The 25,547-nt window shown below is 68.3% G+C and carries 22 protein-coding genes; 12 read left to right on the plus strand and 10 right to left on the minus strand.

Annotated features, from left to right (window positions below; genetic code table 11):
- Positions 1–31: 31 nt before the first annotated feature.
- Positions 32–1,003, plus strand: a complete 972-nt coding sequence (locus tag HDA45_RS22125; protein WP_184898278.1) for a lysylphosphatidylglycerol synthase domain-containing protein — start codon at positions 32–34, stop codon at positions 1,001–1,003.
- Between the two features lie 55 nt (positions 1,004–1,058).
- On the opposite strand, the gene HDA45_RS22130 is transcribed toward HDA45_RS22125, so the two are convergent.
- The gene (locus HDA45_RS22130; protein ID WP_184898280.1) at positions 1,059–2,996 is read right to left on the minus strand and encodes a DUF6541 family protein; all 1,938 of its coding nucleotides are present in this window, start codon (positions 2,994–2,996) and stop codon (positions 1,059–1,061) included.
- 263 nt (positions 2,997–3,259) lie between these two features.
- Between HDA45_RS22130 and HDA45_RS22135 the strand changes: the two genes are divergently transcribed.
- Together HDA45_RS22135 and wsfD are read left to right on the plus strand one after the other, a co-directional pair.
- Complete coding sequence (locus tag HDA45_RS22135; protein WP_184898282.1) at positions 3,260–4,870, plus strand: hypothetical protein; 1,611 nt, start codon at positions 3,260–3,262, stop codon at positions 4,868–4,870.
- Entirely contained in the window at positions 4,867–6,333 is a 1,467-nt protein-coding gene (gene wsfD / locus HDA45_RS22140; protein WP_184898284.1) for a glycan biosynthesis hexose transferase WsfD, read from the plus strand. The genes HDA45_RS22135 and wsfD overlap by 4 nt, the downstream gene beginning before the upstream one ends.
- Here wsfD and HDA45_RS22145 read toward each other — a convergent pair.
- Entirely contained in the window at positions 6,294–7,544 is a 1,251-nt protein-coding gene (locus HDA45_RS22145; protein WP_184898286.1) for a hypothetical protein, read from the minus strand. The two genes, wsfD and HDA45_RS22145, sit on opposite strands and share 40 nt — an antisense overlap.
- A gap of 101 nt (positions 7,545–7,645) precedes the next feature.
- Between HDA45_RS22145 and HDA45_RS22150 the strand changes: the two genes are divergently transcribed.
- Entirely contained in the window at positions 7,646–8,380 is a 735-nt protein-coding gene (locus tag HDA45_RS22150; protein WP_184898288.1) for a lysophospholipid acyltransferase family protein, read from the plus strand.
- Here the strand turns inward: HDA45_RS22150 and HDA45_RS22155 are convergent.
- Positions 8,377–9,213, minus strand: a complete 837-nt coding sequence (locus HDA45_RS22155) for an HAD family hydrolase (RefSeq protein ID WP_184898290.1) — start codon at positions 9,211–9,213, stop codon at positions 8,377–8,379. The genes HDA45_RS22150 and HDA45_RS22155 overlap by 4 nt on opposite strands.
- A gap of 46 nt (positions 9,214–9,259) precedes the next feature.
- Between HDA45_RS22155 and HDA45_RS22160 the strand changes: the two genes are divergently transcribed.
- On the plus strand, positions 9,260–10,153 hold the full coding sequence (locus tag HDA45_RS22160) for an LLM class flavin-dependent oxidoreductase (protein ID WP_184898292.1): 894 nt from the start codon (positions 9,260–9,262) through the stop codon (positions 10,151–10,153).
- Between the two features lie 519 nt (positions 10,154–10,672).
- Here the strand turns inward: HDA45_RS22160 and HDA45_RS22165 are convergent.
- Positions 10,673–12,682 carry a DUF6541 family protein gene (locus HDA45_RS22165; protein ID WP_184898294.1) on the minus strand — a complete coding sequence of 670 codons (2,010 nt, stop codon included), beginning with the start codon at positions 12,680–12,682 and terminating at the stop codon, positions 10,673–10,675.
- Between the two features lie 81 nt (positions 12,683–12,763).
- Here HDA45_RS22165 and glf point away from each other — a divergent pair, with 81 nt between their 5' ends.
- The 5 genes from glf to HDA45_RS22190 all read left to right on the plus strand — a co-directional run bounded on the left by glf (position 12,764) and on the right by HDA45_RS22190 (position 17,518).
- Positions 12,764–13,990, plus strand: a complete 1,227-nt coding sequence (gene glf, locus HDA45_RS22170; RefSeq protein WP_184898296.1) for a UDP-galactopyranose mutase — start codon at positions 12,764–12,766, stop codon at positions 13,988–13,990.
- Positions 13,983–14,498, plus strand: a complete 516-nt coding sequence (locus HDA45_RS22175) for a phosphatase PAP2 family protein (RefSeq protein WP_184898298.1) — start codon at positions 13,983–13,985, stop codon at positions 14,496–14,498. Before glf ends, HDA45_RS22175 begins: the two co-directional genes overlap by 8 nt.
- Entirely contained in the window at positions 14,495–15,454 is a 960-nt protein-coding gene (locus HDA45_RS22180; RefSeq protein WP_184898300.1) for a decaprenyl-phosphate phosphoribosyltransferase, read from the plus strand. Before HDA45_RS22175 ends, HDA45_RS22180 begins: the two co-directional genes overlap by 4 nt.
- A gap of 97 nt (positions 15,455–15,551) precedes the next feature.
- Positions 15,552–15,971, plus strand: a complete 420-nt coding sequence (locus tag HDA45_RS22185; RefSeq protein ID WP_184898302.1) for a hypothetical protein — start codon at positions 15,552–15,554, stop codon at positions 15,969–15,971.
- Between the two features lie 38 nt (positions 15,972–16,009).
- Positions 16,010–17,518 carry a hypothetical protein gene (locus HDA45_RS22190; protein WP_184898304.1) on the plus strand — a complete coding sequence of 503 codons (1,509 nt, stop codon included), beginning with the start codon at positions 16,010–16,012 and terminating at the stop codon, positions 17,516–17,518.
- Here HDA45_RS22190 and HDA45_RS22195 read toward each other — a convergent pair.
- From HDA45_RS22195 to dprE1, 6 genes are all read right to left on the minus strand, one after another.
- Entirely contained in the window at positions 17,515–18,108 is a 594-nt protein-coding gene (locus HDA45_RS22195; RefSeq protein WP_184898306.1) for a hypothetical protein, read from the minus strand. The two genes, HDA45_RS22190 and HDA45_RS22195, sit on opposite strands and share 4 nt — an antisense overlap.
- Entirely contained in the window at positions 18,108–18,794 is a 687-nt protein-coding gene (locus HDA45_RS22200; RefSeq protein ID WP_184898308.1) for a hypothetical protein, read from the minus strand. The genes HDA45_RS22195 and HDA45_RS22200 overlap by 1 nt, the downstream gene beginning before the upstream one ends.
- Complete coding sequence (locus tag HDA45_RS22205; RefSeq protein WP_184898310.1) at positions 18,791–20,281, minus strand: WXG100 family type VII secretion target; 1,491 nt, start codon at positions 20,279–20,281, stop codon at positions 18,791–18,793. The genes HDA45_RS22200 and HDA45_RS22205 overlap by 4 nt, the downstream gene beginning before the upstream one ends.
- Positions 20,278–20,760 (minus strand): YbaB/EbfC family nucleoid-associated protein, encoded by a 483-nt coding sequence (locus HDA45_RS22210; protein WP_184898312.1) that lies wholly within the window; start codon positions 20,758–20,760, stop codon positions 20,278–20,280. The genes HDA45_RS22205 and HDA45_RS22210 overlap by 4 nt, the downstream gene beginning before the upstream one ends.
- A 73-nt stretch (positions 20,761–20,833) precedes the next feature.
- A complete protein-coding gene (gene dprE2 / locus HDA45_RS22215) occupies positions 20,834–21,589 on the minus strand; it encodes a decaprenylphospho-beta-D-erythro-pentofuranosid-2-ulose 2-reductase (protein WP_184898314.1) in 756 nt (251 codons plus the stop codon).
- Positions 21,586–22,920 (minus strand): decaprenylphosphoryl-beta-D-ribose oxidase, encoded by a 1,335-nt coding sequence (dprE1, locus tag HDA45_RS22220; protein WP_184905902.1) that lies wholly within the window; start codon positions 22,918–22,920, stop codon positions 21,586–21,588. The genes dprE2 and dprE1 overlap by 4 nt, the downstream gene beginning before the upstream one ends.
- 137 nt (positions 22,921–23,057) lie before the next feature.
- On the opposite strand from dprE1, the gene HDA45_RS22225 reads away from it, so the two are divergent.
- Together HDA45_RS22225 and HDA45_RS22230 are read left to right on the plus strand one after the other, a co-directional pair.
- A complete protein-coding gene (locus tag HDA45_RS22225; RefSeq protein WP_184898316.1) occupies positions 23,058–23,555 on the plus strand; it encodes a GtrA family protein in 498 nt (165 codons plus the stop codon).
- Between the two features lie 6 nt (positions 23,556–23,561).
- Positions 23,562–25,487, plus strand: a complete 1,926-nt coding sequence (locus HDA45_RS22230) for a glycosyltransferase (protein WP_184898318.1) — start codon at positions 23,562–23,564, stop codon at positions 25,485–25,487.
- The last annotated feature ends 60 nt before the right edge of the window (positions 25,488–25,547 follow it).

Raw genomic sequence — 25,547 nt, forward strand, 5'->3', positions numbered from 1 at the left:
AGCGGCGACAGAGGCCGAGCAAGGAGGTTCAGTGACGACCGTCGAAACGCCCGAAGGGGAGTCTCCGGTTGCGGTAAAGCAACCGAAATCCACCAAGGCGAAGGTCCTCGACGTCGTTCGCTGGGTCGCCATCCTGCTGGTCATCGCTTTCGCGGCGAAGACACTTGTCGCCAATTGGGGTGAATTCTGGCGGACGTTGTCCGACGTCGCCTGGGAATCCTCCACGTTGAGCCTGCTCGCGCTCATCGCCGCGATCATGGTGTCGACCTACGGCTGGCAGGTCATGGTCGACGACCTCGGCAAGCCGATCGGCTACGCCCGCGGCGCGCAGATCTGCCTCGTCGGCTCGCTCGGCAAGTACGTGCCGGGTTCGGTGTGGGCGTACCTGCTGCAGATGGAACTGGGCCGCAAGGCCGGGCTCGCCAGGGCCCGGATCTTCACCGGTTCGCTGATCCAGCTCGGCGTCGGCGTGGTGTCGGCGCTGGTCGTCTCGCTGCTCGCGGCCCCCGCGGTGTTCAGCAACAGCCCGCGCGCGATGTGGCTGTTCGTGCTCATCCCGGTCGGGCTCGCGATGCTGCATCCGAAGGTGCTGACCTGGGGCACGTCGCTCGTGCTGCGCATCCTGCGCCGCCCGCCGCTCGATCACCGGTTGAGCTGGTCGGTGGTGGGGAAGGTCTTCGGTTCGTCGACGGCGGCGTGGGCGTTGCAGGGCGTGCACCTGTGGCTGCTGGCGAACTCCGTCGGCACGCCGGGGTTCAGCGGCTTCGTGCTGTGTGTCGGCGCGATGGCGGTCGCGATGACCGTCGGGACGTTCGCGTTCATCCTGCCGAGCGGGGTCGGCGTCCGTGAGGTCGCGCAGGTCGCCGTGCTGACCGCGTCGGGCCTCACCGTCGTCCAGGCGACGGCGTTCGCCATCGCCTCACGGGTCATGTTCACCGTCGCCGACCTGATCACCGCCGGCGCCGCCGCCCTCTCGGCGCGCCTCGCCACTTCCCGCGTTTAGTCCTCTGGATGCGGTAGTTGCACGCGCAAGGAACGCATCCAGAGGACTAAAAGCTTCAGGGGTTGAGCCGGTAGATCACCGCGTCCGGGTTGCGGTAGACCTCGGTCACGAAGTTCAGACCGTCCAGATCGCGCAGCCCGGCCTGGCGCGGGGCACCCGGCGGGTAGCCGTACTGCCCGAGGATCACCCAGCGCACGTTCAGCCGCCGCACGGCCGCCCGCACCTCGGCGTTCGACGGGTACTCGCGGAAGTGCCACTCCAGCAGCCGCGCGTCCGACGGCGACAGCGTCTCGTCGAAATGCCCGGAAGTGGTGCGGACGCCCGACAGCGCGTAGGTCCACACCGTCCCGTCCAGCCGGTCGTTCACCGCGCGCTCGCCGGGTTTCGCGAACTCGGCGAGCTTCTCCATCGCGGCCGCTTCGTCCGGGCTCACCGGCAGTTTGTGCGGGTTGATGCCTGGGGTGTTCGCGTAGCCGGGCGCGATCTTTTCCGCGTTGGACCGCGCGTAGAAACCGTTGCTCAGGAAGGCGAATCCGCCGAACACCACCACCGCGACGACGAACGCGGGCACCTTCCGGTGCACCAGGGTGTCCCGTAGCCACGCCTGCGTCTCGGCGAGCCCGTGCGCCGCGATGATCGAGAGGGGGACCGCCGCCATCGACATGAACCGGTACGGGTCGTTCCACCACGGCCGGGAAAGCGCCAGCACGATCGGCTGCTCCGACGACGTCACCGCGATGTAGGCGAGCCCGGTGACCAGCGCCGTCACCCCGATCCAGCGCAGCCCGCCTGCCCGCGCGAAGAAGATGAAGCCCGCCAACAGCGCGGCGGAAAGCCACATCTGCGGATAGGGCTCGTGGTGCTGGAAGCCCAGCAGCGCGCCGAGAGCCGTCGTCGCCCGCCATTCGACCGGCCAGCTGCGATAGGGCACCTCGCCGTTCGCGAGTCCGATCGCGCCGAACAGTTGCAGCCCCGCCACGAAGACCGCGACGACGCCGACGATCGCCAGCGCGCGCAGGTCCCGTCCGATCCGCCGCCACCGTTCACCGGGCGCGAGCCAGCGCTGCAGCAGCAGCGGACCGGCGAACAGGATCGCGCCGAACAACGCCGACGAGTGCACGCACAGCAGTCCGACAGCACTGATCATCAGGACGAAGCCGGTGTCGGGCGCCGGGCGGTCGAGGTACCGCTTCACCGCGACGGCGGCCAGCGGCGTCAGCGCCAGACCGAGCAGGAACGGCAGCAAAGGTCCCCTGCTCATCGACTCGTACAGCCCCATCACCGGCGCGATGGAGACGAGCGCGACCGCGCCCGCGAGCACCGCGCGCCCGCGGAACACGCGCACCATCGTGACCAGCGACAACGCGAGCAGCGCGGGCAGCAGCGCGGTGTTCGCGTCCAGGGTCAGCGGGATGGTCGCCGGGCTCAGCAGGTACACCACGGACGCGAGCAGGTGATACGCGTTGGGGTAGAACACCGGCGCCGCGTCGCCGTACCAGTTGACCTCGCCGGTGCCGAACAGGCCGCCGTCCCCGGTTTCGGCGATCTGCCGGACGCCGTTCGCGTGATAGACCGCGTCGAAACCCTGCGGGATGGCGTCCAGCCTGCCCATCCCGCGCACCACGGCGTACATCCCGACGGCGGCCGCGAGCAGCAAACAGGCCCCGACGGCTAGATGCCCTGCCCGTCCCCACAGCGGTTCCTCCGGCGCGGGCGGCCATCGGCGCAGGGTGAGCCGTCGCAGACCGTGAGCGACTCCGGCGAACAAGACCGTCGCCGCCGCGTACGTCACCGGGGTGAACGGGAGGCCGAGCGCGGCCGTCCACGGCCCGGCGAGACCACCGATGGCGTAACTCAGCAACGGCGTCATACCCGCGAGCACCCAGCCGCGCAGGCCGGCGGCGAGACCGGTGAGCAGGCCGGGCAGGCCGATGACGAGCAGTGCGACGCACACCGTGACGATGTCGGCCAGCAGGGAGGTCTGGGTGGGCACGGGCTTCCTCGGGGTGGGGAATCCGCACGGAACCCCCGAGGTGCGGAACGGAATGGGAAGTCAGATTAACGGCCGAGGGCCGTTACCCGAAGGAGTCACATCCCGTCGGGGAAAACGGCGGAACGACGCCTACTCCGCGCACACCGAACTCACCCATTCGTGTCAACTAACTGCGCCAAAAGAAACACCTCGGCGCGGTGATCGATACTTGACCGTAGTCTTTTCGTCAGGGGAGTGGCTCGGCCCGGAAGGGTGGGGATCAGGTGGTGGTCGCGCTCGTCGGCGCCTGGTTCGTGGTCGCCGCCTTCGTCCTCGTGGCCTGGCCCGAGATCAGTGCGGACAAGAACTGGCGCGCCGCCGCGCTGGCGCTGACTCTCGGTTTCTCGCTGATACACCAGCTGTTGTTTTCGACCATCTCGGAAGACGCGTACATCACTTTCCGTTACGCCCAGAACATCGCCGACGGCAATGGCCCGGTGTTCAACACCGGTGAGCGGATCGAGGGATACGCGAATTTCCTCTGGATGATCGCGATCGCGTTGCCGAAGGCCGCTTTCGGGGCCGATATCGAGACCTCCGCGATCGTCCTCGGGGTCCTCGCCACCCTCGGCGCGGTCCTGCTCGCGCACGTGACGGTGAACCGGGTGGTCGCGCGGGCGGCGGGGGAGCCTCGTCCGGCCTACGGGGTGGCCGCCGCCGTGCTCGTCGCGGGCGCCGGAGGATTGGCCGCGTACGGCGGATCCGGCACCGAGACACCGTTGTTCGTGCTGCTCGTGTTCGGCGTCTTCGCCTCGCTCGCGGCGCGGCGTCCGGTCGTCGCGGGGGTGCTCGTCGCCTTCGCGATGATGACCCGTCCGGCGGGGACGCTGCTCGCGGTGCTCGTCGGGAGCTGGCTGGTCATCGCCGCGCTGCGCGGCCGCTACACCTGGTGGTCACCGGCGGGCTGGCTGCTCGGCGGGCTCGTCTTCGCCGCACCGTGGACGGCGTGGCGGGTGACCTACTACGACCACGTCCTGCCGACGTCGGTCGTCATTCCCTTCGACATCGATGTCGCCGCGCGTATCGACCACGGTTGGCGGTATCTCTCCGGATTCTCGGTGGTCCACCAGGGATTCCTGCTGCTCGGCCTGGTCGCGGCGGGGGCGCTGCTCCTGCGCCGCAACGGCCGGACACCGCCCGAGGCCGAGGCGAGGTCGCTGACCTGGCTGATGCTCGTCACCGCCGTCGCGCTCACCGGGTTCGTGGTCTTCTTCGGCGGCGACGCCGGACCCGCTTGGCGCCTGCTGGCGCCGATCCCGCCGTTGCTGTCGGTGGTGGCCGTGTCGGTCTACGGCGTGCTCACCGCGGTCACGAAACCGAGCCCGCGCCCGCGGCCGCCGGTCCAGCGGCTGATGCCCGCCGCCGCGGTGACGTTGTCCGGGCTCGCGGTACTGGTCTCGGTGTTCAGCCCGGACATGCTGGCCCGCGTGCGCGCCTGGCACGACCACGGCGCCCAGATGGAGGAGATCGGCCGCTGGCTCGACGCGTATCTGCCGCCCGGTTCGGTGGTGAGCACTTCCGCGCCCGGTGTGCTGTCGTACCACGCCGGGACGCAGCTGCAGATCGTCGGCGTCCGCGGGCAGACCGAGGAAGCGGGCGAGGCCGTCGTCTCCCGGCGCCATCCGACGATCGCGGTCATCACCGACAGTGGTTACTCGTCGACGCAGTCGTGCGTGATCGACCCGGCGTACTCGGAGAGGTACCGCGTCGCGACCTTCGCGCGTGAAGGAACCTCGTCGTGGCTCACCGTCTTCCTGCGGGCCGACGTCGAGCGGTCGGTCACGTCGGCCCTCGACTTCTCACCCGACTTCCGCCACGTACCGTGCCCTTCGTGAGTGTCGACGAACGTGTCCTTCCCAGCCGGCCAGTAGCGCTCGAAGCACCTTCGCGCCTGTTCGGCTTCGGCGTGTTCGCCGCCGCTCTCACCGTGCTGCTCGTCCGTTTCCTCGTGCCGCGGCCGATCGCGATATCCGACAACGGCGACGGCTTCCGCGTGCTGTGCGGCGCGGGCATCCCGTGGAAGGGCAAGCCGGAACAGTTCGTCCATCTCGCCTACACCGTTCCGGCAGGCGAATGCGACGCCACGTATCTCCTGACCCAGAGCTGGTTCGCGCGGATCGCGCGGTCGATCGGCGGCTTCCTCGGCCTCGAGTCGACGCTCAGCCTGGTCGTACTCGGCGTGCTGACCAGCGTTCTCGCCGCCGCGGCGGTCGCGCTGATCGTCGTCGGACTGCCGTACTCGCGCCGCGTCCGCGGCTTCGCGACCGTGGGGCTGTTGCTGGTCGTCGCGGACTCCGCGTTCTTCGGCTACTTCGCTTCCGTGCTCGGCGAAGGGGCCGCGTTCCTCGGTCTCTTGCTCGCCGTCGGCGGCCTGTTGGTGGCCGCGAGGCCCGGTTGGTGGCGCTACGCGGGCCTCGCGGTGCTGCTCTTCGGCGGCGTCATCGCGGTCAACGCCAAGGTCCAGACGCTGATGATCCTGCCGTTGCTCGCGCTCGCGGTGCTGCTCGTCCGCCCGGACGGCGTCCGCGGCCTCCGGCGCTGGCTCCCCGTGGTTTTCGTCATCGGCGCGCTCGCCGGAGGTACGGCGTACGCGCAGCAGACGGTCGAACCGGCGAAGCTGCCCGACGGTTCACTCGCCGCGCGTCCTGGTGATGATTCGCGTGAGATCAACATGTTCAACACGATCTTCCTGACCATTGTGGACGGTCAGCACGACACCGAGGCCGATCTCGCCGCGCTGGGACTGCCCGCGTCGTTCGGCCAGTACGCGGGCAACGGCTGGTGGCACCCCCGGCCCGCCACGATGGATCCCGAGTACCCGAAGTACCGCGAGCAGATCAGCAGGCGCAACGTCATCGAGTATTTCGCGACGCATCCCTTGCGCACCATCGGGATCCTGGACCGCGCGGCGGGCGATCTGCTCACCGCGCGGCCGCCCTACCTCGGCAGCTTCGACGCCTCGGCAGGCTTCGCCCCCGAGGCGCAGGAACACCGCGTCCCGGTGGCCTCGACAGTCACGAAACTCCTGGCGCCACTGGGTTTCTTCGCTTTGCTGCCGATCTGGTCCCTGCTCGCGTGGCGTGGCTGGAAAACCCGGCGCGACGCGGTGGGCGTCGCGCTGGGCTTCCTGCTCGCCGTCGCCGCCGGCCAGTTCGTGCTGGCCGCGCTCGGTGACGGCTTGGAGAACGTCAAGCACCAGGTGATCGCGTTGTACTGCACGCTGCTCGGCGTCGTCCTGGCGCTGGTGACCTTCGGGCGTCAGGAGGACTTGGCGTCTTCGACGTCCAAGGTCCCTTGATGCGGCCGGAAGCCGTTGAAGCCCTTGTTCCGCGCCCAGCGTGACGTGGTCGGGAACGACACCAGGGCGGCGAAGATCAGGAGTGCGACGGCGTCGACCCAGAACACCGCCGCGCCGCCGACGAACCGCAGGTTCACCGCGACGTAGAGGAAGAACAGCGCGCCGACCCAGAGCCGCCGTCCCTCACTCCGTTGCTGGTCGAGCACGACCGCGACGACCGCGACGATCAGCGGCGCCATCATCACGAACACGCGTGCGGTGTCGGTCGCGACCAGCCGTCCGGCCAGGCAGCAGGCGAACAGCCAGATGCTGGCGATCAGCAGTTCCGCGCGCAGGCCGTAGCGGCGGTACTGCTGGTAGAGGCCGTAGCCGAAGATCAGCCAGAAGAAGTGGAACGTGCTGAACAGTTCGACCTGGCCGGTGCCCTTGCTCGCGTTGAGCGCGAAGCGGATGTTGTCGAGCAGACCGCTGTTGGACTGACCCGAGCCGAAGCCGTAGTCGCCGCCGATGAGGTTCTGCGCCCAGAGCCGGTAGCCGATGTAGACGCCGACGGCGACCACGAAAACGCCGATGCCCCCCAGGACGTCGCGATCGCGGAACGAACGGCCTCGTGTCCACGCGATGAGCGGGTACAGCGGGGCCAGCAGGAGTGTCGTCTCCTTGTTGATCGCGCCCAGCACGATGACGATCGCGAACGGGATCAGCTTCCGCTTGAGCACGAACCAGATCGCGAGCAGGTAGAGCAGGTTGTTGAGCGGGTCGACCAGCCACGGGTTGCTGAAGGCGTACGGCGCGTACCAGAACGTGCAGGCCAGCGCGACGGCGGCGAGCACCGAGGTGAACAACTGGAGCTTCAGGTACGAGCGCAGGAATTCGAAGAAGACGAGGACCGTGGCCAGCGTGACCACGAAGGTGAGGGCGACCCAGAGGACGTCGAGCGAGAGCCCGGTCAACAGATTGCCGCGATGGACGAGCCAAGGGCTCAGCATGCGCAGCGCGAACGGGTTCTCGACGGCCGCCCCGGTCTGCTCGGACATGCGGTAGTAGTTGATCGCGTCGCCCCAGGCCTGCTCGTGCGGCTTGGGGAACTTCGGCATGAAGGAGATCAGGTTGATCAGGGAAACCGTGCTCAGCGCGAGATAAGCCCAGAGGCGTTGAGCGCCGGGCCGTCCTCTCGGCAAGAGAGCGATTTCGGTGGTTTCGTGCGTCACGATCGTATTTTAGGGCAGTGACCTGGGGTGATGGCGTCAGAGCCAGCATGTGACCTACGCGACCGTAGGTTGGTTACCCTACGGTAGCGTAACCTGGACGAATGGCCGAACTCGTTTACCCGCCCGTCATCATGGCGGCGAAGTTGATGTTCCGGGTGCTGGACAACCGCATCCGGGTGGAGGGAACCGAGCACATCCCGGCCACCGGCGGGGCGGTCATCGCCTGCAACCACGTGAGCTACCTCGACTTCATCTTCTGCGGGCTCGGCGCGCAACCGGCGAAACGCCTGGTCAGGTTCATGGCGAAGAAGGAGATCTTCAGCAACCGCGTCGCCGGACCGCTCATGCGCGGTATGCACCACATCTCCGTCGACCGCGGCGCGGGTCTCGCGTCGTACCGGGAAGCCGTCGAGCGGTTGAAGGCCGGAGAGGTCGTCGGCGTGTTCCCCGAAGCCACGATCAGCCGGTCTTTCACCGTGAAGGACATCAAATCCGGCGCCGTCCGGATGGCTGCCGAAGCCGGCGTCCCCGTCGTGCCGATGGCGCTGTGGGGCACCCAGCGGCTGTGGACCAAGGGCCGCCCGAAGGACCTCACCAAACGGCACGTCCCGATCTCGATCCTCGCCGGCGAGCCGATGTACCCGAAGGCCGAAGAAGACGCCGAAGTCCTTTCGAAGGACCTTCGCGTGCGGATGTCCGCGCTGGTGGACCGAGTCCAGGCGGACTACCCGGAGAAGCCGGGAGCCGACGACGAGCGCTGGTGGCTGCCCGCGCACCTCGGCGGGACGGCGCCGACGCCGGAAGAGGCCGCCGAACTGGACCGCGAGCGCCGCTAGAACCAGCGCTCGAGCACCTGCGCCACCCCGTCCTCGGAGTTCGGGGCGGTCACCTCGTCGGCGACGTCCAGGACGAGGCGGTGGCCGTTGGCCATCGCCACCCCGTGCCCGGCCCAGCCGAGCATCTCGACGTCGTTGGGCATGTCACCGAACGCGATCACGCGCTCGGCGGGGACGCCCAGCCGCTCGGCGACCTCGGCCAGCCCGGTCGCCTTCGTGATGCCGTGCGCGGAGACCTCGATCAGGCCGGAGTTCGTCGAGTAGGTGATGTCGACTGCGCCGTCGAGCACTTCGCGCGCCGCCAGAGCCATCTCGTCGGAGGTCATCCCGCGCCTGCTGATCATCAGCTTGATCGCCGGATGCCCGAGCACCTCGGCCCTCGGTGCCTGCGTGCCCTCGTTGTCACCCCAGGGGTTGTGATAGTCGGGTTCGATCACGAAATTGCGCATTTCCGGGTCGAGCGCGGACTCGCCGATCCGCTCCGCGGCGTACCGGCAGCCGGGAAGAGCGTGATCAAGAGCACTCACGGCGTCGTGCAGCAGCGTGGGTTCGAGCATGCCGTGGACGGCCACGATCCGGTCGGTTCCGACCTCGTACAGCACCGCGCCGTTCGCGCAGACCGCGTACCCGGTCAGGTTCAGCGGGTTCGCGATCGGGGCGATCCAGCGCGGCGGACGCCCGCTGACCAGCACGAACGGGACTCCGGCCTCGGTGACCCGCGCGACGACGCCGATCGTGCGTTCGGTCAGGGCCTCCATCGGGCCGAGCAGGGTGCCATCGACATCGGACGCGATCAGAAGGGGTTTTTCCACCGTCGCATTGTCCCCGAACATCCGCCCATCGGGCGAAGGTCCGACGGACACCGCTACCTTCCGGGGTGTGCGCGTAGGCATCGTGATCCTTCCGGAAGATCGTTGGTGGGCGGCCGAGCCGAAATGGCGGGCCGCCGAGGAATACGGCTTCGACCACGCTTGGACGTACGACCACCTCGGCTGGCGGAATCTCGTCGACGGCCCGTGGTTCAGTGCGATGCCAACGTTGACGGCGGCCGCGCTGGTGACGTCGAAGATCAGACTGGGCACCTTCGTGGCGTCACCGGTCGCTCGGCATCCCGTGCCGTTCACCCGCGAGCTGACCACCCTCGACGACATCTCCGACGGCCGTTTCATCCTCGGCGTGGGCGCAGGTGTCCCACAGTCCAACTACGACGCCGCCGTCCTCGACGGCCCGGAACTGTCGGTCAAACAGCGCACGGACCGCTTCGCCGAGTTCGTCGAAGCCCTCGACGGGCTGTTGATGACCGATGGTTTCGACTACGAGGGCGAGTACTACCGGGCCAAGGGCGCGCGGAACCTGCCCGGCTGCGTGCAGCGGCCGCGGCTGCCGTTCCTGGTGGCCGCGAACGGCCCGCGCACGATGACGCTCGCCGCGCGGTTCGGGGCGGGCTGGGTCACCACCGGCGTCAAGTCGGACACCCAGGACGAGTGGTGGAAGGGTGTCGCGGGGCTCGTGAAGACCTTCGACGAGCGGCTCGAAGCCGTGGGCCGGGACAAGGGGAGCGTGCAGCGGTTCCTGAGCCTCGACTCGGCGCCGGTGTTCTCCCTCTCCAGCGTCGGCGCGTTCACCGACGCGGCCGGGCGGGCCGGGGAGCTCGGGTTCACCGACATCGTCACGCACTGGCCGCGCTCCGGCGACTACTACGTCGGCCGCGAGTCGACGCTCGAGGAGGTCGTCAGCGACGTACTCCCGGTACTCCAGGGAAGAAGCGCTTAGGCCGATCGGGTGACATTGGCGGGCCGGGTAAACCGGTTCCGCCCAACGGTCGTCTGAAGGATGAGTACAGCGAGTGGGTGTGGCCGCCGGGTGGCTACCCCTCATGGGTCACCCCGGGGGTGAATGGGGGACTGAGGCTCGCGTGGTCGCGGCGGGGGCAGTCCGCGACCACGCGAGCCTTTATCTTTGGGGCCCGGTACCTACGGTCGGGCGGTTTCGCGTGACCGGTGGGACGACACACGTGACTGGACGGACGACACGCGGGGACTCGACCGTCGCCGAGTGTCGTCCGTCTGATCACACGTGCTGGACCGCCTCGGTTCCGGCGCCTTCATGTACTTGAGTCAGGTGTGAAGGTCAAGTTTCCTCGGCTGAGCCGCGTGAAGGAGTCCTTCGCGCGCGGCCGCAGTGACCGCTGGTGCGCGTGCGGCGGACGTACCGATCCGCAAGTCCGTGAAGGCCTCCTTCACTACCTTCAGGGTAGGTAAGGAGGCCTTCACGGACCGGACCGCGCCCAGGTCAGCGCGTCAGCGTGTAGATCGAAGCGCCCGCGTTGCCGAAGTCCTTGCGCAGGAAGTTCAGCCCGTCCAGGTCCCGCAGCCCCGGCGCCGGCGGTTCACCGATCTTGATCGGCGTGCTCCCGATCAGCACGTGCTTGATGTTCAGCCGCTTGACCGCGGCCTGCACCTCGGGGTCGGTGTCGTAGTCCCGGAAGTGCAGCGCCAGGTACTTCGCGTCCGGTGGCGGCACGCCCGGGTCGTAATGCCCGGCGACCGGGTGGATGCCGGTGATCGCGTACAGCCAGGCCGTCCCGTCGAAGCGCTCGTTGAGCACCTTCTCGTCCGGACCGATGTTCATCTTGGTGAGCGCGTCCATCGCGGCCAGTTCGTCGGCGCTGACCGGCGGCGTGACCTCGCCCTCGGGCCCGTTGTAGTACAGGAACGACACCGCGTGCGCGTTCGACTCGGTGTAGAAGCCCTTGGTCAGCACGGCCGACGCGGCCACCACGAACACCGCCGTCGCCAGCCCGAGCCGGGCGGGCAGCGCGGGACGGCTCTTCACCCAGGAACGGCCGCTCGCCCACTTCGCGAACCAGCGTTGCAGCTCCGCCATCCCGTGCCCGGCCAGCAGGCAGAGCGGGATGGCGGCGAGCGCCATCAGGCGGTACCTGTCGTTCCACCACGGCCGCGACAGTGAGATCACCCACGGTTCCGCGCCGAACGACGCGACCAGCACGAACAGGGCCGAGAACCCGAGCGCCGCGAGCCCGAGCCAGCGCATCCGGCCGAGCCTGAACAGGCTCAGGACGCCGATGGTCAGCAGCACCGTCAGCCACACCTGCGGAGCGCTCAGCACCTGCCGGAAGGTCACCAGCAGCATCAGCGACTTCTCGACGGGCAGCTGCGAGCCCCAGGCGTAGTACGGATATGAACCCGAAGTGAATTTCAGGGCACCGAGGATGTGCGGCGCCGCGAGCAGCGCGCTCCCCACCATCACCGGCACCATCTTGACGACGTCGCCGCCGATGACCCGCCAGGCGGCGCGGCCCTCGGGTACGCCGTCGAGCGGTTTGCGCCGCAGCGCGCGGTACCAGCGCTGCACCACCAGCGGGAAGGCGAACAGCAGCGCGCCGAACAGCGCCGACGAGTGCGCCGCGAGCAGGCCGACGGCGGTCAGCGCGAGCACGTAGCCGGTGTCGAGGCCCGGCCGCGCGAGGAACCGGGCCAGCGCGACCACGGCCAGCGGCGTCAGCACGATCCCCAGCGCGAACGGCAGCAGCCCGCTGGACACCGACTCGTACGCGCCGGTGGTGGCCGCGGCGGCCACCAGGGCCGTGCAGCCCGCGAACACCGCGCGCCCGCCCAGCTGACGGATCAGGGCGACCATCGACAGCGCGAAGATCCCGGCGACCGGCATGGTGATGGCGTTCAGGGTGACCGGGATCGTCGTCCCCGAGATCGAGTACACGAGCGAGCCGACCAGGTGATACGCGTTCGGGTAGAACGAGCCGTCCGGGTACCAGTTGATGCTGCCCATGCCGGTGAGCGAGCCGTCGCCGGTCTCGGCGATGTAGCGGATGCCGTTCGCGTGGAACACGGTGTCCCAGCGCTGGAACACCGCCGTCGTCCCGCCGCGGGCCGAGAGCACCACGAGGATCGAGATCCCCACGGCCAGCGCCACACAGGCCGCGACGGCGTAGTGCGCCCGAGGGTGCCACTTCGTCGGCGGTTCCTCGGCGCCCGGCTTGATCCAGCCGCGGCTCTGACCCAGCTTTCTGAGGCCGAAGCCGATCCCGGCGAGCACGGCCGTGACGCCCGCCACGGTCAGGGGGTTGTACGACACGCCAGCGAGTGCCAGCCACGGACCGGCCAGCCCGGTTACCGTGTAGGACAACAGCGGGGCCAGCCCCGCGAGGGCCCAACCGCGCAGGCCGGCGGCCCGCCCGACGAGTCCGCCGGGGATCGCCAGCACGGCGAGGTACGTGATGGTCGCACCGAAGTACGACCAGAAGGTGTCCGGAGTAGGCACTGCTTCCTAAATGTGTCTGTCGAAGGTGAAAACCGGTGCTCGGTGCAGGGCACGGAGGCGACCTGCGTACCCTCGACGCCCGTGAGCGCGCACACGAACCCCGACAAGATTACTGAAGCCGATTTCGCCGGCTACGACCTCATCGTGGTCGGGTCCGGATTCTTCGGGCTGACCGTGGCCGAACGGGCCGCGGCCGAGCTCGGCAAGAAGGTCCTCGTGCTGGAGCGGCGCCATCACATCGGTGGCAACGCCTACTCCGAAGCCGAGCCGGAGACCGGGATCGAGGTGCACCGCTACGGTGCGCACCTGTTCCACACCTCGAACAAGCGCGTGTGGGAGTACGTCAACCGCTTCACCGAGTTCACCGGCTACCAGCACCGGGTGTTCGGCAAGTACCAGGGGCAGGTCTACCCGCTGCCGATGAACCTGGCCCTGATCAACCAGTTCTTCGGCAAGTCGCACACGCCGGACGAGGCCCGCGAGCTGATCGCCAAGCAGTCGTCGGAGTTCGAGACCGCGAACGCGCAGAACCTCGAAGAGAAGGCGATCTCCCTGATCGGCAGGCCGCTGTACGAGGCGTTCATCCGCGCCTACACGGCCAAGCAGTGGGAGAACGACCCGAAGAACCTCGGCGCCGACATCATCACCCGGCTCCCGGTCCGCTACACCTTCGACAACCGGTACTTCAACGACACCTACGAGGGTCTGCCGGTCAACGGCTACACCGCGTGGCTCGAGAAGATGGCCGAGCACGAGAACATCGAGGTCCGGCTGAACGTCGACTACTTCGACGTCCGCGAGCACATCCCCGCCGGCACCCCGACCGTCTACACCGGACCGCTGGACCGCTACTTCGGCTACTCCGCCGGCCGGTTCACCTGGCGCACGGTGGACTTCGAGTCCGAGGTCGTCGAGACGGGCGACTTCCAGGGCACCTCGGTGGTCAACTACAACGACGAAGAAGTGCCCTACACCCGGATCATCGAGTTCCGGCACTTCCACCCGGAGCGCAAGCACTACCCGAACGACAAGACGGTCGTGTTCCGCGAGTACTCCCGGTTCGCCGGTGAGGCCGACGAGCCGTACTACCCGATCAACACCCCGGACAACCGCGAGAAGCTCGAGGCCTACCGCGAGCTGGCGAAGACCGAGGCCAAGGACAAGAACGTGCTGTTCGGCGGCCGTCTCGGTACCTACAAGTACCTCGACATGCACATGGCCATCGGCTCGGCGCTGTCCGCCTTCGACAACAAGATCGCGCCGCACCTGACCGATGGCGCGCCTCTGGACGGGTCCCTCGATGCTTGAGAAGGGCGCACCCACGGGTGAAGTGGCCGTCCTGTCCAAGGCCCAGGGCGTCCTGAAGAGCGACGTCACGGTCAAGGCGGCGCGGGGTCTTTCGCACTTCGGCGAGCACAGCGCGGGATGGTTCGCGCTGGGCCTCGTCGGGGCGGCGGTGGACAAGAAACGGCGCAAGGACTGGCTGGTCGCGGCGGTCGGGGTGGTCGGCGCGCACGCCGCGTCCATCGCGGTGAAACGCGTGGTCAGGCGGCCGCGACCGGACCACCCGAGCGTCGAGGTCCTGGTCTCCACGCCGAGCAAGCTGAGCTTCCCGTCCTCGCACGCCACCTCCACTACGGCGGCGGCGGTGCTCTACTCCGGATTGACCGGGCGTAACCTGGTCCCGGCCCTGGTACCGCCGATGCTGGCCTCCCGGCTCGTGCTCGGCGTCCACTACCCGACCGACGTTCTGGCCGGAGCGGCCCTAGGGGGCGTAGTCGGCGGCCTGATACGTAGGAAGCTGAAGCGACGATGAGTGAAACGACCGAGAAGGCCGATTCCAAGCCTGACGACGTAGATCCCGTGGCCGAGGCCGCCGAACCGAAGAAGATCGCCGGCGGTCTCGTCGGCGGCATCATCAAGACGGCACGCCCGCGCCAGTGGGTGAAGAACGTGCTGGTGTTCGCCGCACCGTTCTTCGCCTTTTCGAAGTCGACGGACCGGACAGGCCTGCTGATCGCCGCGCTGATCGCCTTCGCGGCGTTCTCGCTGGTGGCCTCCTCGGTCTACCTCATCAACGACGCCGTCGACGTCGAGGCGGACAAGGCGCACCCGACCAAGCGGAACCGGCCCATCGCGGCCGGGATCGTGCCGGTTCCGGTGGCCTACGTCTCGGCGGTGGTGTTCTTCGCCGTCGGCCTCGGCATCTCGTTCTTCGCCAGCTGGCAGCTCGCTGTCGTGCTGGCGGTGTACGAGGCTGTCCAGCTCGGCTACTGCTTCGGGCTCAAGCACCAGCCGGTGGTCGATCTGGCCATCGTCGGCTCGGGCTTCCTGATGCGGTCGATCGCCGGTGGTGTGGCCGCCGGTATCGCGATGTCGCAGTGGTTCCTGCTGGTCACCGCGTTCGGTTCGCTGTTCATGGTCGCGGGCAAGCGCTACGCCGAGATCATGCTGTTCGAGCGCACGGGGGCGAAGATCCGCTCTTCGCTCAAGAAGTACTCGGCGAGCTACCTGCGGTTCGTCTGGGCGACGTCCGCGGCGATCTTGATCATGTCCTACTGCCTGTGGGCGTTCGAGATCCGCCAGGTCGAGCACGATTCGGTCTGGGCGGTCGTCTCGATGGTGCCGTTCGTGGTCGCCGTCCTGCGCTACGCCGTCGACGTCGACGGCGGCAACGCGGGCGAGCCCGAGGAGATCGCGCTCAAGGACCGCGTGCTCCAGGTGCTCGGGGCGAGCTGGGTCGTCACGCTGTTCCTGTCGTTCTATCTCTGATTCGACAGCCTGGGCACAGCGCATCCACAGGTTGCGCACGCATCCTCGGTGATGGGAGCGGGTACGACGCCCGCTCCCATCGACTGAGGAGCGAAAGATGAGCGACCCGCAGCGGCCGTCCGGTGACGAGGACAAAACGGTCGAGCAGCCCGCGGTCGGCGACGAGACCGCGAAGAAACCCGCCGAGACCCCGGCGGAGACCACCACCGAAACGCCCGCCGCCGCCCCAACCGGGCCGCCGCCGGGCTGGGTTCCTGCTCAGCAGGCTCCGCCCGCGAAGGGCGGCTTCCGGCGCTTCGTGGGGCACCGCGCGACGCAACTGGTCGCGGTCGGCCTGATCGGCTTCCTGCTCGGCGGAGGGATCATCGGCACCGCCGTCGGTCTCGCCGTCGCCAGGCACGACGACCGGCCGGGGATCTCCCGCGATCACCGTGGTCCAGGCGGCCCCGGAGCGCACCGGGACTTCCGTGACGGCCCCGGTGACCGCGGCTGGCGTGACGATTCCCACCGAGGGTAGATAACGGAATCATCACGGCACCGTGTACGGTGTCCGTGATGCGAAGCGCCTCCGCAGAACTTCCCCAGGCTTCCGGTGCGCTGCCGGGAGCCGCCGTCCTTACCCGCCCGTGGGTGCTGCCCGCCGGGGCGGCGGTGGCTTCGGCCCTGGTGTTCGTGCTGGTCAGCGGGCATTTGATCGACGACACGTACATCACGCTGTCGTATGCGAAGAACCTCGCCTTCCACGGCCACTGGGGCCTGATCGAAGACGGCACCGCCAACACCGCGACATCGCCGCTGAACGTCCTCGTGCTGGCGTTCGTCACGTTCATCGTCCGCGATGCCGTCTTCGCCGCCGGGATCGTCTTCGTCGCGAGTCAGGTCGCGCTCGTCCTCGGTCTGCGCCGGATCGGCACCGCGACCGGTCTTCCCGCCGGGTTCGCGCCGCTGGCGCTCGGCCTGCTGCTGGTGAACCCGCTGCTGCTGTCTTCGGTCGGCCTCGAAGTCGCCCTGGGCGCGACGGCCGTCGTCTGGCTGATGGTGTTCCTGCACGAACGCCGTCCCGCCGCCGCGGGCGCGGTGATCGGCCTGATCGCGCTGATCCGGATCGATCTGCTGCTGATCGCGTTCGTCCTGTTCCTCGCGCGCCGCGAATTCTGGACGGGTATCTGGCGGATGACGTTCGCCGCGCTCGCGGTGATGCTGCCGTGGTTCGTGTTCAGCTGGCTGGTGCTGGGTTCGGCGGTGCCGGACACCCTGGTCATCAAGATCATGCAGCGCTCGTGGGGGCCGTTCAGTTTCACCAACGGCCCGCTGCTGTACTGGCGCAACTTCCCGCTGGCGGCGACACTTTCCTTTCTGCCGCTCGTGATCGGCGGACTCGCCGGTCTACTGTGGACATTCCATTTCCGGCGCGGCTCGGAGCGGGCGAAACGCCTCGTGCCGTTCGCGACGCTCGCGATCGCCGGTGCGGCGCACTATCTGGCCTACTGCTGGCTGAACGTCCCGCCGTACCACTGGTATTACGCGCCGAGCATCATCGGCGCGACGATCTTCCTCGCCGCCGCTGCCTGCGCGATACCCGGCAGGGCGCGAGTCGGCGCCGGGATCCTCGCCGCCGCGTTCCTGTTCGTGAGCGCCGTCGCCTACGCGACCCCCGAACTGCCACGCCGGTTCGCGCCCATCACCAGCAACCACGCCGCGTCCGACGAGTACCGCCGGATCGGCTCGCAACTGGGCGAGCTGACCAAGGGGCGCAAGGTGGAAAGCGCGGGCGAGGTCGGCGCGCTCGCCTACGCCTGCGACTGCGACATCGTCGACCAGTTCTCCGACCGCGGTTCGGTCGACCCGGCGATCATCGAGACGAAGAACCGCAGCGGCGATCTCGGCAAGGCCTTGCTGGAAGCGAACTTCCGGTTCTTCGATCACAGCGTCCCGCCCGCGACCCCGGATCTGGTGCTGGCCACCACCAGCAAGACGCCGCCGTCGAACGCGCTGGCGACCTGGACGATCCACTCGCCGTGGATGGGCACCCAGAAGCTCTACCTGCTACCCGCCGCCCGTTAACGGCGCGATTCGGCCCGGGCCGCCTTCGTGACGGCGAGCATGTCGCGTTGAAAGACCATGGATCCGTCGGCGAAGACGAACCGAAGGACCGGCCGCGCGGGGAAACTCCGCCCCAGGTACTGCGCGGACACCGAACGCACGATTCCCGACGGCATCTCGTCGAAGGTCCGGAACGGCTGGGCGGGGTCCTCACCCTCCAGCATCTTCGCCGGGTACACGACGGCCAGTCGCCGGTCGGACAGCGTCAGCCGTGCCTCGCCGCGGCCGCCGGCGAGATGGTCCGCGATCCGCGCGGCCGTCTGGTCCGCGGTCCGCGCGACGGCCCAGTAGGCGATCGTCGGATCGTCGGTCCAGTCGCCTTCGAGGACGTCCGGCGCGGGCAGCGGCCATCGCGATTTCCCTGTCACCGCAGGGGTTTCCCTGGCCGCCTCGTAAGGAAGCGTGAGCTTGCCGTCCAGCAGCAGGCCGACGTACCCGTGTGCGGGCGGGCAGCCGATGATCAGGCGTTCGCCCGGCGCGAGCCAGAACTGGTGCAGCTCCCGTTCGACGATCTCGTCGACGGTCTTCGCGGTCAGTGGTGTGTTCTCCATCAGCTCACCGTCACCGAGTACAGCCAAGCGAACTGCTGGGGATCGTCACAGTCGAAAAGGAAATCCATGCCCGATCCGTCCACAAAGGACGCGCGAAGACACGGGCGCCGCTTCTTGCCGTGCTCGGCCACCGCGAAACCGGCGATCGACTCGCGCGGGATCTCGGCGCGCGGCACCATTTCGTGCCGTGCGATTGGGACACCCTCGGCGTTCTCGCCGTAGGTCTTCGTGGTCATGATCGCCGCGATGTCCTTGCCGAACCCGATCGCTTTCGACATGAACGACTTCTTCGAGGGCGTTTCCGGCGGGACGAACTTCTCCAGCACCAGCAGCCGGGCGCTGGTCAGCGCCCAAAGCCGCGAAAGCGAACCGCTGGTGGACAGCTCCCGTACCGCCGCGTGCGCGAGGCCGCCCTGCTCGCCGAGAATGATGACCTGCGGTGACGGCGGATTCGACGCGCCGCCGTCGTCGCCCCCGCCCAGGGCGGCGCTGACCATGTCACCGGCGAAGTTCGCGGCACCCGAGCCGAGTTTGCCCAGCACGCTCTTCTTCGGCACACCCCACGGATCGAGGCCGCGTACGTCGTAGTTCAGCGTCCGGCCGTACGCGGCCCACAGCAACCGTTCGCCCGGGTGCAGCGAAGGCAGGGCCTGCGACGCGGCCCCGAGCGGGTAGCCGAGATTCATTCTTCGATCGTGAACCCTCTGTCGGTCGCCGCGCGGCGCTCTTCTTCGGACGACGAATCCTGAGACTCGTTGTATCCGGCCTTGACGCCTTGCTCGACGCCCAGCTCGCCCAGGTTACCGGCACTGCCGCGGAAAGCGGCCTTGCCGACACTGGTCGTCCCGCTCATGCCCATCGCGCGCAGCCCGGCCTCGGTGAGGTTCGTGGTGAGCGCGTCGGAGCCCTCGCCGCCGACGCCGAACCGGTCGGCGAACTTGTTGGCGGTCTTGGAGGCCCCGGTCGTCGGGTTGGCCTTGGTGACGATCTTGGCCAGCGGGTTCTTGTCGATCTGGTCGGCGAGCCGCTTCTGCAGCCAGTTGCCTTCGCGCAGCCCCTCGGCGCGCTCGACGACCTTCTTCAGCGGCCCGTTGCGGAGCATCTTGAGGATTTCTTCGAGCTTCTCGATCAGCGGCTTGAGCTTGCCGAGCAGCTGCTTGACCTTCATCCCGAGCCGTCCGCCGGTCACCGCGACCTGACCGGCCGTCGCCGCGCCCGCCGCGCCGACCGAGGCGCCCGCCGTGATCCACGAGGCGGCCAGCGCGGCCAGCCACTCGATGATCAGGCCCATCACCAGTTCCTGGATGATGTCGATGACGATCTCGACGAACGCGTCGAACAGGTCGGCGGCGATCTCCAGGATCTGCTGCAGCCCGCGGACGTCGGTCGCGAACGCCTTGGCACCGCCCGAGAACTCGGTCATCTGGCCGCGGAAAGCGTCGCCCGCCTGACCCTTCCAAGCCTCCTGGGTGCCTTCGGCGCGCTTCTGCTCGTGCTCGGCGACACCGTCGAGCCATTTCGCTGTCTGCTCCCAGCCCTTGGCGGTGCTGCGCATCTGCTCCGGGTCACCGATCGCGGGCTCCAGCACCAGCTCGACCAGCGGGCTGATCACGATCCCGATCAGGAAGCCGAGTCCGTTGTCCAAAAAGGACTGGCCGGGGCTCATCACGAGCTGAAGCTGTTCCATCCGCGCGTGCACGGCCGCGATCGCGACGTCCGGCGGGCTGCTCGCCCTGGCCACGTCCGAAGACGTGCTGAGCCACGAGCTGCCGTAGCCGCCGTTCTGCTCCCAGTACCCCTTGCGGCCCGAGTCGCCGGCGCTGTTCACGTCGCTCAGGCTGCCTGGCCCGCTGCCGCCGTCGTCCAGTCCGGCGCCGAGACCGGTGATGGCCTCGGCGGTGCCCTGGTTGTGGTCGACGTAGGTCTTCGCCGCGGTGGTGGTCTTGTCGGCGATCTGGTCCATGAAGGACTTCGCCTGTTCGGCGAGGTCCTGGCATTCCTGCAGACCCTCGAAGTACTTGAACGCCATCAGCTCGCCGAGCGGGCCGAAGCAGTCGTCCGAGACCCTGGCCTGCTCCAGCAGGCTCGCGAGGCTGCCGAAGTTCCCCGACGCCTCTTTGGACCCCGTCGCGTGCGCGGTGAGCGCTTCCGTCTGGACGCCGAAGCCGGTCATGAGTCCCTCCGCAGGATCGGGCCGCCGAAGTCCTCGTCGTCGCTGGGTGCCGGGCGTGCCGGACGCTGGGTGCGGACAGGCTGCTGAACAGCGGGTCCGGCGAGGGATTCCGCGGGCGGGGGAGCGCTCGGCCCGAGCGGTTCGACGTGGGCGTTGAACGCCTCTTTGAACTGGTCCGCACGGTCGCCGAGGATCGGCTGGACGGTCTGCTGCATCGCGGCCGCGGCCTGCTGCGTCGCTTCTCTGATCGCGTTCAGGATGTCCTGCTGCAGCGCGGTGTGCGAGCGGTTCATCGCCTTGGGGGACAACTGGAGGCCCAGCAGCGCGCCCGACGGGGCGACGGTGACCGTCACCGAACCGTCGGCGTTGCGCGCGGATCCGCGCAATCCGGCGATCTTGTCCTTCAGTTCCGCGGCTTTGGCGGCCTGCTCCTGAAACGACCGGATGGCCGCGTCGAGCTTGGCTTCCTGGTCAGCCATCGATTCCTCTCAACCCGGGGACGGATGGGGTGTCCGTGCCCGGGTGAGACGAATGGCGTAGTGCGCTCGTTCCCTAGATCGGCAGTTTCCGGAAGATCGGCCGGGGGATGTGCCGCAGGGCCGACATGACCAGGCGGAACGGCGCGGGCGACCACACCAGTTCCTTGCCCGCGCGCGAGGCGTTGACGGCGGTCTCGGCGACCTGCGCGGCGTCCACCGTCAGCGGGGCGTCCTTGAGGCCTTCGGTCATCTTGGTCCGGACCTGGCCGGAGCGGACGACGGTGATCTGCACGCCGGACTCCGCCAGCGCTTCGCCGAGGCCCAGGTAGAAGCCGTCGAAACCGGCTTTGGAGGAGCCGTAGACGAAGTTCGACCGGCGAACCCGCTCACCGGCGACCGACGACAGCGCGATGACCTTGCCGTGGCCCTGCTTCTTGAGCTTGTTCGACAGCGCGACACCGACCGACACCGCGGCCGTGTAGTTCACTGTCGCCGCCTCGACGGCCTTCGCGTGGTCCTGCCACAGCTCTTCCTGGTCGCCGAGCAGGCCGAACGCGACGACGGTGACGTCGATGTCGCCGCCCTCGAAAGCCTTGTCCAGTACGGCGGGGTGGGTGTCCATGGCCTTCGCGTCGAAGTCGACGGTGGACACCTCGGCGCCCTTGTCCTTCAGGCGCTGGGCGGCCGCGTCGAGCCGCGAGGACTGACGTCCGGCCAGCACGATCCGGAGGGGACGCTCGGCCAGGTACTTCTCCGCGATCGCGAGCGCGATGTCGGAGGTGCCGCCGAGCAGCAGCAGGGACTGGGGGTTGCCCACAGCGTCGATCACAGTTCCAACCTTCGGGACATGTCAGAGGCGAAAACGCCTTCGGGGTCAACGGAAGCGCGGACCTTGCGCCATTCCTCGAGCCGCGGGTACATCTTCGCGAAGTTCTCCGCGGAGGTGCGCGAGTCCTTCGCCGTGTAGAGGCGGCCGCCGAGCGCGAGCACGTCCTCGTCGAGTTCCTGGCAGAACCGGCTCAGGCCGTCCTTGATCGGGAAGTCGAGGCAGATCATCCAGCCGGGATGCGGGAACGACAGCGGCGCCGCGTTGCCCTCGCCCATCCGCTTGAACACGTTGAGGAACGACACGTGCCCGGAGTCCGCGACCTTCTGGATGATCCGGCGCAGCGGCTCGTGCGCGTCCAGCGGCGTGCTGAACTGGTACTGGAGGAAACCCTTGGAGCCGTAGGCGCGGTTCCACTCGCCGAACAGGTCGAGCGGGTGGTAGAACGCCGTCAGGTTCTGGATCTTGTCCACGGCCTTCTTGGGCGTCTTGCGGTAGTACAGCTCGCCGATCGAACCGAACGTGAGCTTGTTCGCCAGCCCGTTCGGGAACACGTCGGGCAGCGTCACCAGCTGCGGCGCGTCGAACTTCAGCGGGTCGGCACGCAGCTTCGGGGGCAGCTCGTCGAGCTTGGCCAGCGAGCCGCGGCCGAAGGCGGCGCGGCCCAGCTTCGAGCCCGTGGAGATCGTGTCGAACCACGCCGACGAGTAGGTGTACTTGTCGTCGGAACCGTTGCTGACCAGCTCGAGGGTCTCGTCGAGGTTCGCGGTGCGCTCGAGGTCGGCCTTGAAGTACGCGGTCTCGGTCTTCGTCATCCGGACCTTGGCCCGGACGATGATGCCGGTGAGGCCGATCCCCGCGACGGTCGCCCAGAACAGCTCCGACTCGGGGCCGTCCGGCGTGATCGTGCGCACCTGCCCGTCGGCGGTGACCAGGTCCATCGACACGACGTGGTTGCCGAAGCTGCCCGCCGAGTGGTGGTTCTTGCCGTGGATGTCGTTCGCGATCGCGCCGCCGATGGTCACCTGGCGCGTACCCGGCAGCACCGGGACCCACAGGCCGTAGGGGAGCGCCTCGCGCATCAGCTTGTCGAGGCTGACCCCGGCGTCGAGGTCGACGATTCCGGAGTCCGGGTCGATCGAGTGGATCCGGTCCAGCGCTGTCATGTCGACGACCAGGCCGCCCGCGTTCTGCGCCGGGTCGCCGTAGGACCGGCCGAGACCGCGCGCGATGACCCCGCGTGCCCCGGCCTGCGTCACCGCGCGGGCGATGGCTTCCACGTCGGGGGTGCTCAGGACGTCCGCGATGCTCGGCGACGTCCTTGCCCAGCCCATGAGCGACTGTCGCTGTGTCTTGGGTGCTTGGGTCACGCCGACCAGGGTAACCACGCCGAACACTGCCCGGAACGTGACCCTGAAGTGCTCGCTTCTACACTTTGCGCATCAGCCCCAGCAGTTTATGAGGTAGAGCAGTGGTGGCGACCGACCCGAAAGCCGGCGTGACGGCAGCTGAGCCGTCCTCCCCTGGGCTGCTCGGGCAGCTCATCCGCTTCGGCCTCATCGGCGGCTTCTGCGCCTTGGTCGATTTCGGCGTCTACCAGGGGCTTCGTGCCCTCGGGATGGACGCTTCGCCGTGGGTCGACGTCGCCCGCGCGCTCAGTTTCATCGTGGGTACCACGACAGCCTTCTTCCTGAACCGCAAGTTCACCTTCGCCGGTGGACGGCAGGAGGGCGCACGTCAGATCGGTAGCTTCGTACTCCTGTACGCCGTGACTTTCCTCGTCGCCGTCGGCGTCAACCGCACGATGCTGCACGTCCTGCCGGAGTCGGCCTGGAAGGCCACTTTCGGTTGGATCGTTTCGCAGGCAACCGCGACCGTGATCAACTTCGTCATGCTCAAGTGGGTCGTTTTCCGTGAGCCCCGCAGCACCGCCACCAGCCCGGTCTTGACAAGCACAGAGGAGAACTGAGGATTCATGCCCGGTAAAGCCGCCGTCACCGGAGAGGCCCCGAGCGCCATGGTGAGCACTATCGACGACACCCGCTTCGCGGAACGCACCCCGCAGGGCCGTCTCACCGCGCAGCGCGGGCTCTACGCCGGCCCGGCCCCCATCGTCAGCAAGGACCTCTACGCCGAGCTCGAATGGGGCAGTGCCGTGCGCGAACGCGCGGGCATCTCCATCGAGCCCGCGTCGAAGGTTTCCGGCAACACCTATTTCGGGCGCTTCCCCGCGAGCTACTGGCAGCGCTGGACCGACGTGACCGAGGTCGCTGTCGAGGCCGTCGTCACCGGTGACGGCCAGCTGTCCGTCGGCGCCTCCGACATCGAGGGCGACTCTCGTGTGGTCGCCGCCGAGATCGTCGCGGGCGCGAAGCGGCAGAAGGTCACGCTCACCGCGAAGCTCGACAAGTTCTACGACGGCGGCGCGCTCTGGCTCGACCTCGAGACCGAGGGTGGCCAGTCGCTGCGTGTCGAGAACGTCCGCTGGACGGTCGAAGCGCCGGAGAAGATCCGCCCGACCGCGGTGACCATCTGCACGATGAACCGCGCCGACGACTGCCTGTCGAACCTGCAGGCGCTCGCCGCCGACGTCTCTTCGCTGGAGACCCTCGACGCGATCTACGTCGCCGACCAGGGCACCGACCGCGTCGAGTCGCGCGAAGGCTTCGAGCAGGTCTCGAAGGACCTCGGCGACAAGCTGCACTACATCAAGCAGCCGAACCTCGGCGGTGCCGGTGGCTTCACCCGCGGCCTCTACGAGGTCGCCGGGCACACCGAGACCGAGCACGCGAACGTCCTGTTCATGGACGACGACGTCCTGCTCGAGCCGGATCTGGTGATCCGGATGACCGCGTTCTCCAACCGCACGGTCAACCCGGTCATCGTCGGCGGGCAGATGCTGAACCTGCTGCACCCGAACCAGCTGCACGTCGGCGCCGAATACGCCCGGCTGAACACGCTGGAGCCCGGCCAGCCGGTGACGCACTCGCTCTCGACCGCCGACCTGCTCGGCGTCGACGAGGAGACCCTCAAGCCGAACCGCCAGGAACGCCGCCTCGACGCCGGGTACAACGGCTGGTGGTCGTGCCTGATCCCGTACGAGGTCGTCAAGGCCACGGGCTACCCGCTGCCGTTCTTCTTCCAGTGGGACGACGCGGAGTACAGCTACCGCGCACGCGGCGCGGGCTTCCCCACCGTCACCCTTCCGGGCGCCGGCGTCTGGCACGCCGACTTCCACTGGAAGGACTGGGACGAGTGGCACCGCTACTTCAACCTGCGGAACTCGATCATCACCGCCGCGCTGCACTCGCCGTTCAACCTGAACCTGCTCTCGCGCGTGCTCGTCGCGCAGCTGGTCCGGTACCTGCTCGGCATGCAGTACGGCCTGTCCGCCACGCTGATCAAGGCCGTCGAGGACTTCCTCGAGGGACCGGAGGTCCTGCGTGACGGCGGCGTCGCCGCGATGAAGGAGATCCGCCGGATCCGCGACGAGTACCCCGAGACCAAACGGCACAAGGCCACCGACGTCCCGGGCATCGCGTCGAACGACATCGGCATCATCAACAGCGCGCCGCGGCCCAGCATGCAGCGCCTGGTGCTGATCAAGCGAGTCCTCGACAGGGTGCTCGGCCGCAGCCGCCACTCGCTCGGCGCGATCCCGATCGACGAGGCCCACTGGTGGCACGTCGCGACCTTCGACACCGCCGTCGTCACCGACGCTTCGCAGGAAGGCGTGCGGGTCCGCTCGTACGACCGCGCGAAGATGTTCGAGCTGGCGCGTCAGGGCGCGAAGGTCCTCCAGCGGCTTCGCAAGGAAGGCGCCGCGGTGCAGGAGCAGTACAAGCGCTCCATGCCCGAGCTGACCTCGCGGGACAACTGGAAGCGGCTCTACGAGCTGTAAGCAGTGCTTCGGCGGCCCGTTGCTCACGAATTCTCGTGAGTGACGGGCCGTTTCGCGTCT

Origin of the sequence: Amycolatopsis umgeniensis, from assembly GCF_014205155.1 — a bacterium.
In the GTDB taxonomy this organism is placed as follows: domain Bacteria; phylum Actinomycetota; class Actinomycetes; order Mycobacteriales; family Pseudonocardiaceae; genus Amycolatopsis; species Amycolatopsis umgeniensis.